This window comes from Mycolicibacterium arseniciresistens (assembly GCF_030519285.1).
Classification (GTDB): Bacteria; Actinomycetota; Actinomycetes; order Mycobacteriales; family Mycobacteriaceae; genus Mycobacterium; species Mycobacterium arseniciresistens.
On the sequence record NZ_JAUMSQ010000269.1, the window covers coordinates 1 to 11,877 of the forward strand.

Annotated in this window: 8 protein-coding genes and 1 pseudogene; 4 read left to right on the forward strand and 5 right to left on the reverse strand. The window is 71.7% G+C overall.

Going from position 1 to position 11,877, the window contains the following annotated elements; translation table 11 throughout:
• Window positions 1–414, forward strand: a 414-nt coding sequence (locus tag Q2100_RS24880) for an HAD family hydrolase (protein WP_302916207.1), incomplete at its 5' end; no start/stop codon positions are given.
• A 3-nt stretch (window positions 415–417) separates the two neighbouring features.
• Here the strand turns inward: Q2100_RS24880 and Q2100_RS24885 are convergent.
• A complete protein-coding gene (locus Q2100_RS24885) occupies window positions 418–1,644 on the reverse strand; it encodes a serine/threonine-protein kinase (protein ID WP_302916208.1) in 1,227 nt (408 codons plus the stop codon).
• Window positions 1,645–1,967: 323 nt separating this feature from the next.
• Between Q2100_RS24885 and Q2100_RS24890 the strand changes: the two genes are divergently transcribed.
• Genes Q2100_RS24890 through Q2100_RS24900 form a run of 3 tightly spaced genes read left to right on the forward strand, consistent with a single transcriptional unit; the run spans window position 1,968 to window position 7,677 of the window.
• Window positions 1,968–4,022 carry a SaeA-related protein gene (locus tag Q2100_RS24890; protein ID WP_302916209.1) on the forward strand — a complete coding sequence of 685 codons (2,055 nt, stop codon included), beginning with the start codon at window positions 1,968–1,970 and terminating at the stop codon, window positions 4,020–4,022.
• On the forward strand, window positions 4,019–6,520 hold the full coding sequence (locus tag Q2100_RS24895) for a GAP1-N2 domain-containing protein (RefSeq protein ID WP_302916210.1): 2,502 nt from the start codon (window positions 4,019–4,021) through the stop codon (window positions 6,518–6,520). The genes Q2100_RS24890 and Q2100_RS24895 overlap by 4 nt, the downstream gene beginning before the upstream one ends.
• Window positions 6,520–7,677, forward strand: a complete 1,158-nt coding sequence (locus Q2100_RS24900; protein WP_264011805.1) for a hypothetical protein — start codon at window positions 6,520–6,522, stop codon at window positions 7,675–7,677. Before Q2100_RS24895 ends, Q2100_RS24900 begins: the two co-directional genes overlap by 1 nt.
• A 126-nt stretch (window positions 7,678–7,803) precedes the next feature.
• Here the strand turns inward: Q2100_RS24900 and Q2100_RS24905 are convergent, their stop codons facing one another.
• The 4 genes and pseudogenes from Q2100_RS24905 to Q2100_RS24920 all read right to left on the reverse strand — a co-directional run.
• A complete protein-coding gene (locus Q2100_RS24905; protein ID WP_302916211.1) occupies window positions 7,804–8,175 on the reverse strand; it encodes a DUF4189 domain-containing protein in 372 nt (123 codons plus the stop codon).
• A 34-nt stretch (window positions 8,176–8,209) separates the two neighbouring features.
• Window positions 8,210–8,926, reverse strand: a complete 717-nt coding sequence (locus Q2100_RS24910) for an LppX_LprAFG lipoprotein (protein ID WP_302916212.1) — start codon at window positions 8,924–8,926, stop codon at window positions 8,210–8,212.
• A 133-nt stretch (window positions 8,927–9,059) separates the two neighbouring features.
• A complete protein-coding gene (locus Q2100_RS24915) occupies window positions 9,060–9,554 on the reverse strand; it encodes a sensor domain-containing protein (RefSeq protein ID WP_302916213.1) in 495 nt (164 codons plus the stop codon).
• A gap of 246 nt (window positions 9,555–9,800) precedes the next feature.
• Window positions 9,801–11,877, reverse strand: a pseudogene (locus Q2100_RS24920) (ATP-binding cassette domain-containing protein); the annotation flags it as partial.

The following is an 11,877-nucleotide window of genomic DNA, read 5'->3' on the forward strand; positions in this document are numbered from 1 at the left end:
CTGCCCGCCGACAAGGTCGACGCGGTACGCGCGCTGCAGGCCGGCGGCCGGCGCGTGCTGCTGGTCGGCGACGGGATCAACGACGCACCGGCGATGGCCGCCGCGCACACCTCGATCGCCATGGGCCGCAACGGCGCCGACCTCAGCATCGAGACCGCCGACGCCGTCACCGTCCGCGACGACCTCAGCGCCATCCCCGCCGTCGTCGGCCTGGCGAAACGGGCGCGGCGGGTCGTCGCGGCGAACCTCGTCATCGCGGCCACGGTCATCGTCGGGCTGGTGACCTGGGACCTCGTCGGCCACCTCCCGCTGCTGCTTGGCGTCGCGGGTCACGAGGGGTCGACGATCCTGGTCGCGCTGAACGGGCTGCGGCTGCTGTCGAACAGGGCGTGGCGCAGCGCGGCCAACTGCTGAGGCCTACTCCCGCTTGCCGTTTCCCGGCTTCTTGCCCTCGCCCTTCTTGCCCGGCTTCTTCGGCTCGGGCGCGGGCGCAGGCTCGGGCGCCTGGATCACCGGAGCCACGGTGGGCGTGGTCGGCGAGGGCTTCGGGGGCGGGACGGTGGTGCTGGTGCTGATCGGCTGGGGTGTGGGGTTGGTCGAGAACGGATCCATCGCCAGGGCCAGCGCCGCCACGGCCAGCGCGGTGACCACCGCCGCGGCAGCGGCGATCGTGCGGGTCCGACCGGTCAGGCGGCGCCGCGGTGTAGGCCGTGCGGGCGGTGGGGCCGCGGCCGGGTGGTATCCCGTCGGGGGCAACGGATGGTCGAGCACCATGGTGGCCGGCCGTGGGGGAGGCGCGGCGGGTGCGAGGCCGGCGAACAGCGCCGTGCGGTCGCCGGCCAGCGCCGCCCGCATCTGGTCGGCGGAGGCGAAGCGCTGCGTGGGTTCGCGAGTCATCGCCCGGTCGATGACACCCGCGAGCACCGGGTGGAGGTCCGGTCGCAGCACGCTCAACGGCGGCGGGGGATCGTCCATGATGGCGCGCGCCAGAGCGATGGGTGTGTCCTGGGGAAAGGCGGCCCTGCCCAGTAGCGCCTCGTAACCCATCACACCGACGGCATACAGATCGTCGGCCACCGAGGCCGGCGCCCCACCCACCCGCTCGGGACTCAGGTACGCCATCGTGCCGACGATCTGCCCGGTCGCGGTGAGCGCGGCGCCCGCGGTCTTCGCGATCCCGAAGTCGGCGACCTTGACGCTGCGGCCGTCGGTGGCCAGCAGGATGTTGCCCGGTTTGATGTCGCGGTGCAGCATCCCCGCGTCGTGCGCGGTCGCGAGGGCGGCGAGGACCTCGTCGAGGAGCGCGTGTACCTGATGGGGAGGCAGCGGGCCCGCGGCGATGAGATCGGCCAGCGTCCGCCCCGGGAGGCGTTCCATCACGATGTAGGGCGTTCCGTCATGGTCGCCGAAGTCGTGTACCGCAACGATGTTCGGGTGCGTCAGCGATGCCGCTGCCCTGGCCTCGTGTTCGAAGCGGCCCCGGACGTCGGCCTGCGCCTTGAGGGCGGGGTGCATCAGCTTGATGGCCACCGCGCGGTCGAGGCGCAGGTCCCAACCGTCGCGGACCTCGGCCATCCCGCCGGAGCCCAGCAGCGCGCCGACCCGGTAGCGTCCGCCGAGCAGTTCCTGGCCGTTCGTCTCCATGGCGTTGTCCTCCCGTCAGCCGGCGCCGTTCTCAGCGGCGAGGACGAATCTTCAGTGCCATCCCTCGGGCCGGTGGCCCTGCACGGATTCCTGGTAGGGGGTACCCACAGGACCCGCATTTCACGAATCGGTGTTCGCCGGTCCGGCGGCGACCTGACGCCTGACGACCTGACGCGGGCCGGCCGCCGACTCCTGAAATAGGCGCAGGTGGGCTGCAGCACACTCCGATACACTGCTGTGATGCAGCCCGGGGGCCCTCTGCTCGAGCCACCCGTTGCCCGTGTCACCCCCCTCGGAATGAGCATCTCGCTGGTGTGCCGCCGATGACCGATCCGCACCCCGTCGACGACGATCCCCGGCTCCAGACGCTGCTCGACTGGCGCCAGCAACTCATCGACTCCGGCGCGGTGTCCGCCCGCAGCTTCAAGGAAGCCCACCTGCGCCTGGTGTTGCGTTCCGGCCGCACGGAGGTCGACCAGGTCCGCGCGATGCTCCCCGGGTCGGCCGCCGAGCACGCCGACGACATGGCCAGGGTGCTGCGTGAACTCGAGGCCGACCCCGCCACCACCGTCCCGGTGGGCACCGGGACCACCGGCAGGCACCACACCACCGACACCGGCGCCGCCGCCGACACCGGTGGTTTCGCCGCCACCGACCCGGTGCCGTTCGACGAACCGCCACCCGCTGCGGCCAACTTCGCACCCTTCGACGGCGGCGTCCCCGCAGCGGAGGTGCACCCGATCGCGCTGTTCCGCCGCCGTGACGTCAACGGCGGTCGCGGCGCGCTCGAACTGCGTTGGCCCGCATACGAATCGGCGTTGGCCGCGGTGGTGCTCTACCGCCTGGTGAGCGGCGACGACGGGCCGCCCCACTCCCCGGACCGCGCCGAGCTGGTGGCCGTCACCGCCGAGCTGTCGGCCACCGACGAACGCATGGCCTCCTCGGCGGTGCGCAGCTTCCAGGTGTGGGCCAACGCCGGTGCCACCCACGCCGAGGCGCTGGCCGCCCAGCCGGTGCTGCACGCCTCCGGCATGTTGATCAGCCCGCTGGCCGACTTCGTGGTGCGTGAGGACGCCGGCCGGGTGATCGGGCAGTGGTCGGTGCCTGCCGGGGTCAGCGCGGTCTACCTCTACCGGGTGCCCGCCGAGGACGCCGACAAGGACGGCCCGCAGTACCGCATCCTGCCCGACGGCGACAACCTCAACGGCTTCGTCGACACCGGAGTCGACCGCGGCAGGCGCTACGTCTACCGGGCGCGCTGCGCCGCACCCGTCGAGGGCGTGCTGCGGCTGTCGGAGGCGACCGCGTTCGAGGTCGAGGTCTCGGCGGTGCTGCTGCCGGTGACCGACCTGGGCGTCTCGGGTGGCAGCGAAGACGGCACCATGCTCGAGCTGACCTGGACGAACCCGCCGGCCGGCAAGGTGGTGATCTACCGGACCGAGGACGGCCCCAGCGCGGGCGCCGACGCCACCGAACTGCCCGGCGGCGCACTGGAACAGGTCGGGCTGGCCGACGAGATGCGGCTGACGCAGCCGGTGGCCGAGCAGCGCGACGCCGACGGCCACGTGCGGTCGATGATGGTCGGCGTCTCCTGGCCGAACGAGTGGAGCCGCGCCTACTTCACCCCGGTCACGCTGATCGGCGATCGGGCCCGGCTCGGCACCACCTTCTCGACGGTGCGCACAGGCCTCATCCGCGACATCGACCTCGCCGAGTACTGCAACAAGCAGGTGCTCACCTTCGACTGGCCCGACGGCGCCGCGGCGGTGGTGGTCTACGTCGCCCCCAAGGGTTACGACGCGCGGGCCGCGATGTCCGGCACGTCGTTCGAGATCACACTCGAGGAGTACGAGCGGTACGGCGGGATGCAGTTCGCCGGCCAACTCCCGCTGGGTGGATGTTCGCTGCACCTGGCGCCGGTGGCGTTCTCGGGCGGCCGTCGCATCATGGGCGCCACCGCGAGCATCGACTATCACGGCTTGCTGCGGCTGCAGTACGGTGTGCGGATCGGGCGCGGTCCCGACGGGCAACCCACCACCGCGACCATCGCGATGCGCTCGGAGTACGACCTGCCCGGCTCGCCGGTCTTCGTGCTGGTCAACAATCCGCAGCGGATCCCGCTGTCCATCTACGACGGGCAACCCGTCGACGTGGCGCCGCTCGACGAGCACGGCCAGCTGGCTGCGCAGCCCTCGAAGGAGCTGAGATGGTCACAGCTGAGCACCAGCGGCGGCACCGAGTTGTGGGCGGCGAACCTGCGCGGCAGGCAGGGCTGGATCCGGCTGTTCGTCAACACCCCCTCACCGCTGCGGCTGCGGGTGATCGCACTGCTGGACCCGCCCGTCGAGACCCTGCGACTCACCCCGGCGGCCCCGTGACGACACGGTACGGCCAGCTCAGCTACACGTCTTTCGACGCCGCGGGCACCGTCGGCGGCTGGCAGGTCAAACAGACCGCGGGCGGGCTGACCACCGAGGAGATCCAGACCCTGGTCGCCGGTGTGCGGACCGTCTTCAACCCGGTGCGGCCGCTGCCGGCCTACCCGACCACCCAGCAGCTCGCCGACGGGCCGCGGCGGCTGGCGTTCCGGCGCGTCGACCGCGACACCGCCGGCTACTGGCACACCGTGCCCGCCGGTCCGGACAGCACCGGCAGGCCCGGCAACGTGTTCGCCCACGCGGTGCTCGACCGCACACCCGACCACAATCCGCGGCGCCCCATCGAATGGTGGCGGTCACCGCGGTGGCTGTGCCCGTACGGACCGCCGGCGGTGGCGAGCGCCGCGCTCCCGGAGGGCGCTCCGGAACCTGGCGGTGTGGTCACCAGGGAGAGCGTCGTGACGTTCGCGCTCGACCCGTCGACCTGGCGGCTGGCCACGCTGCTCGGCCTGCTCGACGCCGTCGCCGCGGCGCTGGCCGGCGGCAGGCCGGTGGTGCTCGGCGTCGAGTCGACCGAGTCGGCCGCCCAGTGGATCGGTCTGGTCAGCTTCCTGATGTCCGCGGGAACCGCAGGGACGCTGAACTTCTCGACGTTCGACCGGGCCGAACAGCTCGGCCTCGCCGTCCAGGGCAAGCAGCACCTGACCGCGGTCCCGCTGGCCGACCTCGACCGGTTGCCGCCCGACGCGCTCGTGATCAGTGAGACCGACACGCTGTGGCTCGGTGAACTCGACGGCCAGCCGCACCGCACCGCGGGCGGACAGACCATCGCCGTGACGGCGTGGTCGGCGATGGCGCAGGTGGTGCTTCTCGATGCCGAGTCGGCGCGGCTGGTGCTCGACGACATCGACCACTTCGCCGCGCAGGCAGGCGATGTGGGCCTGCATCCGGCGTGGCCGATGGCGATGGCGGTGACCAGGTACGACGAGTTCGCCGACGCGGAGGCCGAGGCCCGCGCCGTCATCGCCGCGCACTCACCGCCGGGCGCGGCTCGCGACCCCGCGGTGGCGAGCACCATCTCCGGGGTCATGCACTGGGTGCTGGGCAACAGCACCCGCGATGCGTGGCAGGCCGTCGAACGGGCATCGCCCGGCCCCGCGGGTGAACTCGCCGATGCGACCTACCTGCGCCGGGCCGTCGCGGACGACGCGTGGCTGGCGCAGCCGGGTCCGATTCCGGTGAGCGAGCGGAGCTTTCGAGGGATGCCCGTGCCGGGCGAGCTGGACACCGTTCTCGAACCCGCCGTGGCGGCGGCCCGCGCCGCAGGCCCGCACCGGGTGCTCCGGCTGGCCGACCTGCTCATCCGCTCCGGTGTCGACGACCCCCGGGTGCGTAGCGCCGTCGACGCCGAGGTGGTGTCGCGGCTGCGGGACGCGCAGCAGGGCCCGTCGCTGGTGGGCGGCCTGGACGGACAGGTCGGCGCACCCACCCGGCTCGCGCTCGCCGCGGCGCTCTTGGCCGACGCCGACTGCACCGACGGATCGGTGCCGTTGCCCGACGACGTGCTGGACTGGCTGGCCGCGGGTGTCACCGCACCGTCGGCCCAGGAGCTCGCGCAGGTGCAGGCACACGACGAGACATGGACCAGGGCCGCTCTGCGCGGAACGTATGCACTGCGGCACGGCGCGACCGACACCGCCGACCGGACCGCGGCGCTGTGGTGGCTGCGCACCTGTGGCTCGAGCCGATTCGAGCAGATGGCCGCCGAGACGCTCTGGCCACCGGGCGACCTGCTCGCCGCGGCGGGGGACGCGGTGCCCGGCGCGGCCACGATCCGCACCCTGATGGGCGCGGCCGACTCACCGGAACTGGCGCGGCTCGCGAGCGTGGTGCTCGCCGCCAACGACGACCACGTCGCGGTCGCCTGCGCAGGCGTCCGGCTCATCGAGCCCCAGGCGTGGGTGCAGCAGGGTTACGCGACCACCCATCAGGCGGCGTACACACCGCTGTGGGACATCGCGGCCGAATCGGTTGGCCCCGAAGGGATTCACCCGGACTGCGCCCAGCGCCTGGTGACGTTCGCGCTCATCGCCGCCGCGTCTGGACAGCCGTACCCGACGGTGTGCGTCGCGCTTGCACGTGACCCGGGCGCGGCAGGCACCGCGTTCGCGCACGCCACGGCACTGCTGGACGGACACCTTCTCAACCCGGCCGTGGTGCTGGCCGTGGCCGCCCTGCGCTGGAATCCCGACGAGGAGGTCGCCCCCACCGGCGATCCCCTCGTCGACATGTCCTGGCAGCTCGCCAACCGCGTGCTGATGACAAGGGCGGGCGCCGACGGCGTCGACGCCGGATCGGTGGCGATCGCGATGGCGCAGTTGTCCGGTGACATGTCCGACGGCGCGCTGCGGCGGGGCCGCAAGATCGCCGGGCGGCTGCTGGCCCGCGGCGCCGAGGCGCACTCGTCGTCGGCGATCCGCACCCGGTGGGGCCGCTGATGTCCAAGTGCCCCCGCTGTTTCACCGCGCTCAGCCCGGCCGAACACCTGTGGACGCTGTCACCGCAGGCCGGCGGGACCCGTTACCGCGACGAGGTCGCCACGGCCTACCTCGGGGCGCCCGCCGAGTGTGGACCGCTGTACACCTGGGCGCGGCCGGCCGGATACGACGGCCCGCCGCCACCGATCGAGGAGGCCAGCCGGGCACTGCAGGGGCAGGCGATCGAGATCTGCCCGGTCTGCCACTTCACCCTGCCCGACGGATGGCGTAACGGCCACGCGATCTGTATCGCGATGGCCGGCGCACGCGCCACCGGGAAGAGCCTCTACATCGCGGTGCTGGTCAAGCAGCTGGAGCTGTTGTGCGAGCGGCTCGGGGTGTCGATGGAGCCGGTCACCCGCGCGACGGCGGCCGCGTACTCGCTGAACTACGAGACACCGCTGTACGTGCAGCGCGGACTCGTCCCGCCGACGCCGACCGTGGACACCCAGGCGTCGCATCAACGGGAGCCGCTGATGTTCAGCATCGGGGTGTGGCACGGTGTCCGCCGCTTCCTGGTGTTGCGCGACGTCGCCGGTGAGGACATGGAGTCGGGCGACCTGCACGCGCCGCCGTTCCGGTTCTTCGCCAACGCCGACGCGGTGTTCTTCATGTTCGACCCGTTGCGCGTCAAGGCGATCCGCGATCAGCTGCAGGACCTGCTGCCGGTGCAGATGTTCAGCGGCGGCGACCCGCGCGGTGTGCTCTACAACATGCTGCAGGCGGTCGGGTCGGCGCAGCCGAAGCTGGCGGTGATCCTGTCGAAGTTCGATGCGCTGCGGGTGCTGCGTGACGTCGAGGGATCCGAGTGGAACCTGATCATGTCGAATGCCGGTGCGGCGTATCTGCGGGACACCTCCGACGGCCAGTACTACGACGAGACCGACGGCCAGCTGCTGCACCAGGAGGTGCGCAGCCTGCTGACCCGGCTGCACGGCGGCGGCATGGTCGCCGCGGTGGAGAACCCGTCGAGCGGAATGATGTTGGCGCACCGCTATTTCGTGGTGTCCGCGCTGGGCCAGCCGCCGAGCGGCAACCGGCTGCACTCCCGGGGCATCGCGCCGTTCCGGTGCGCGGACCCGGTCCGCTGGGTGACGTCGAGCTTCGGCGTGCTCTGAGGCGGCGCCGAGCGTGCGGTGATTGCGAGATCCGGCGCTCGAATTCGCACTGAGCGCACACTCGGCGAAAAACCACCGGCCCGCCTCTCCGCGGTGAGCGGATCGGCGGGCCGGTCGGCCGTCGAGTCAGCTGCCCTTGTTGCAGGCCCAGGCGTCGATGTAGCCGGGGCCGCTGCTGGAGCGCAGGCTGGCCAGCGCCTTGCGCTGCGCGGCGGCCAGCGTCGGGCCGGATCCGCCGTACGCCTGCGTCGAGTTACGTGCCACCGCACCGCATCCGGTGAAGCTGGTCAGGGTGTCGCAGTCGGTGTAGCCGCAGACCAGTTCGGCCAGCGTCTCGGCTTCGCTGCGGCTGGAGTAGTTGTACGCGGTGCCCGATGATCCGTTGCCGGAGTAGGCGATCGCGCCGTAGTACAGGGCGGCCTCGGCGGGCGCCGCGGTGACGGTGCTGAACGAGGCCGCAGCCACGGCGGCGACGAGCAGGGTCGTGGTCTTCTTCATGAGCTCGAGTCCTTTCTGAGAATGGTTGCGGCCGCTAGACGGCGGGCTTGGTGGCGGTGACCTGCTTGCCGAACTCCGAGAACGTCATCGTGAGCTTGGCGTCGTCGGTCGGCGCGATCTGGGCGCGGACCACGTAGTGCGGGTCCCCGTCGGCGATCCACACGGTGATCGGCAGTGTCTTCTCCTTCTCGGGGGCGCGGCGCAGACCGACCAGGGCCGAGACGTCGTTGGTGGACACGGTGCCGCTGACCTTCGTGGTCTTCGTCCCGTCGATCTCCTCGCCGCCCTCGGACTTCGGATCCTTGATCTTGGTCAGTGCGTTGGCCAGACCGTTGTTGGCGTCCAGCAGGACCGAGATGTTGTAGATCGAGTTGCCGTCGCCGTAGTCGGCGAACGTGCCGGGCTCGGCGATGTCGGAGTAGAGGTGGCCGTCGACGTAGATGATCTGCGCGGTGCCGGGGGCGTCGCCCATGTCGAGGGTGACGGTGCCCGTTCCGACCGGCGCCGGCTTGTTGGAGATGTCGGCCTCCAGCGTGGTCACCTTGACGTTGGGGACCTGACCTTCGGCGGTGAGCACGACGTGCGCGCCGGTCAGGCCGCGCATCGCCTCGGCCGACTGCTGCAGCAGGCCGGCGGCGTCCTGGCCGCTCCCGCCGTCGCCGCTGCCGGAATCGGAGCCGCTCTGGCAACCCGCGAGTGCGAGGATCGCAGCGATCGCCGCGGCGATCACGATGGCGAACCGGAATTTCATGGAACTTCTCCTTCTGGTCTCCGCACCCGGGGTGCGGTGGTCGATCGGTTGTCCTGCGGTATGCGGCCCACGGAACTCTGGGCAGCGCCTGGTCGGCGTGGTCAGCCCTCCTTCCGGGACTCGGGTGAGCCGGTCATGAGATCTTGTCGGCGATCTGGACGGCGACGTCGGTGGCCTGCTGATCCACATCCGGACCGCACGCCCGGACGTCGATCACCACGTTCGAATCGGTGAGCAGCGCCCGCTGACAACGATTCCGGTCCTCGGTGAGGCTGACGGTGAGCCGGCCGTCCTCGTTGTTCGACGGTCCGACGACGAACTGGCGGACGGCGGCCGGCGGGGTGCCCACGCCGACCGTGGTGCCGGTGCACGCCTGCCAGCCGTTGATCTGCTCGTCCTGATAGATCGCCGCCGCGTCCGCGTCGGGGAAACTCGCCACGTACTGGTCGACGACGACGCGGGGGTCGCCCGGGTCGGTGAGTCGCCTGCCGGCGACCCCGGTGAATCCGGATGCGGCGTAACTGGCGGTGTTCCCGGCGTCGGCGGCGCCGGCGCATTCGGGCGGCGTCACCGTGGCGGTGCCGAACTGGGACAGCGGTTGCGCCGTGGCGCCGGCCAGTGCCGCCATCACCGAGCCCACGGCGTTCGGGTCGAGCAGCAGAGCCTGCAGCTGCGCGGGGGTGATCGCGTCCTGGGTGGGGGCGGGCCCCTGCTCGGGAATGTCGGGTGCCGCCTGCGGATCGCGGGTGCCGCCACCCCGGGTGACCACCGACAGCGCCGCAACCAGCGCCGCGGCGGCCAGCAGCGCGACGACCGCCACCACCCAGCCGGGCACACCCTTGCGGGAATCGGCGTCCGCCGCGGACGCACCGAGACTCCGGAGCCGAAGCCGCCAACGCACCGCGAGGGTGAACGCGATCCCCAGCAGGACCAGCATCGCGATGTCGAATAGCCACCACGTCGCCTCGTGGCGCCACAGCGGATCGTCGACGGTGACCAGCGGGGCGATCTTCAGCAGGTCCACCGTCGCCGCGGAGGCGGCGAATCCCCAGCGGGCGGGCAGGAACCACGACACCTGGTCCAGGCCGACTCGCGCGGTCACCGGTATCAGCCCGCCGGAGAAGACGATGGACAGCATGATCGCGGCGACCAGCATCGGCAGGATCTGCTCACTGGACTTGGCGATCGACGACAGCAGCAATCCCAGCAGCGCCGACACGATGGCCGTGATCGCCAGTGCAACATACAGTTCCGCGGTGGCATCGCCCAGCACCAGTGCGCCCTGGGTGGGCCCGCCCTTACCCGCGACCACGATGGCGGTCAGGATCGCGACCTGTGCGGCCGCCGCGATGCTGTAGACGACGACCTTCGCCACCAGGTACGCCCCGGCCGACAGCCCGACGGCCTGCTCGCGGCGGAAGATGGGGCGCTCGCCGACGAGGTCGCGCAGCGTCAGTGCGGTTCCCATGAACACCGCCGAGATGTTCAGCAGGATCAGCACCTGTGTCGGCTCGTTTGGGGACGAGCCGCGCGGATCGGCCTCGCCGAGCCCGACGTCACCGGGCACCACCAGCGACAGCGCCCCGAGGATGAAGGGCAGCACCGCCAGGAAGAGGAAGTAGCCGCGGTCGGCGACCAGCAGCCGGCCCTGCCTGCGCAGGACCGTCAGCATCTGTTTGACCGAACTGGTCCGCGCCGGTTGACCCAGTGGTCCGGCGGCGGGGGAGGGCTTCGGCGGTTGCGCCGCCGCTGGGTTGCGGCCGAGGAAGGCGCGGTGGGCGGCATCGGGATTGGTGGACACCCAGGCGAAGATGTCGGCCCAGTCGCTGGTGCCCATGGCGGCGGCGATCTGCGCCGGCGGGCCGGCGAACGCGGTCTTGCCACCCGGCGCGAGCAGCAGCACCTGGTCGCACATGCTCAGGTAGGTCAGCGAGTGGGTGACGACGACCACGACGCGACCGGCGTCGGCCAGGCGGCGCAGCATCGACATGACCTGGCGGTCGAGCGCCGGGTCGAGCCCGGAGGTCGGTTCGTCGAGGATGAGCAGCGACGGGCCGGTCAGCAGCTCCATGGCGACGGAGACGCGTTTGCGCTGGCCGCCGGACAGCTTGTCGACCCGCTTGTCGGCGTGTTCGGTGAGCTCCAGTTCGGCGAGCACGCGGGCCACGACGGCCTTGCGGTCGGCACTGCTGGTGTCAGGCGGAAGACGAAGCTGCGCAGCGTAGTTCAGTGCCTTGGTGACGGTGAGCTGGCGGTGCACGACGTCGTCCTGGGGCACCATCCCGATGCGGGACCGCAGTGAGGCGTACTCGGCCTGCACGTTGTGCCCGTCGAAGCTCACCACGCCGGTGGTGGGCTGGGTGGCGCCGCCGAGCAGTTTGATCAGGGTCGACTTGCCTGCGCCGGAGGGACCGATGACCGCGGTCAGGGTGCCGGGCCCGGCGCTGAAGCTGACGTTGGACAACAGCGACTTGTCGTCATCGACGACCAGGCCCAGCTGGTAGGCCTGCAGGCCGCCGGCCTGCGGGGTGGCCGCCTTCGGCGTCAGCGTCGTGCCGGTGAAGGTGAGGTCGGTGTTGCCGATGGCGACGGTGTCACCCGGTCGCAGGACGGTGCTGGTGACGCGTTCGCCGTTGACGAATGTGCCGTTACTGGAACGGTTGTCGCGCAGTTCCATGCCGCCGGGTACGGCGACGAGGTAGGCGTGCACGCGGGACGCGAGGGCGTCGTCGACGACGATCGTGTTGCTCGCCGACCGGCCGACGGTCAGTGCGCCCGCCGGTGCGGGTGTGGCCGACGGCCGCACCACCCGTTTCACCGCACCGGTCACCTTGCCGAGCAGATCCTCGTCCTGGGCCGGCTGCGGCACCACAGGCGGCGCGGACATGGCGCCGGTGACCGGCGGTGCGCCGCGGTGCGGTGGCCGTTGAGCAGGCGGGGTGGGCCGGGGC

Bases quoted from the DNA above. Each gene is read 5' to 3' on its own strand.
- Q2100_RS24890 (WP_302916209.1), top strand. From the start codon at position 1,968: ATGACCGATCCGCACCCCGTCGACGACGATCCCCGGCTCCAGACGCTG.
- Q2100_RS24915 (WP_302916213.1), bottom strand. From the start codon at position 9,554: ATGGCGGCACTGGCCGGCGCCACGGCGCAACCGCTGTCCCAGTTCGGC.
- Q2100_RS24900 (WP_264011805.1), top strand. From the start codon at position 6,520: ATGTCCAAGTGCCCCCGCTGTTTCACCGCGCTCAGCCCGGCCGAACAC.
- Q2100_RS24885 (WP_302916208.1), bottom strand. From the start codon at position 1,644: ATGGAGACGAACGGCCAGGAACTGCTCGGCGGACGCTACCGGGTCGGC.
- Q2100_RS24905 (WP_302916211.1), bottom strand. From the start codon at position 8,175: ATGAAGAAGACCACGACCCTGCTCGTCGCCGCCGTGGCTGCGGCCTCG.
- Q2100_RS24910 (WP_302916212.1), bottom strand. From the start codon at position 8,926: ATGAAATTCCGGTTCGCCATCGTGATCGCCGCGGCGATCGCTGCGATC.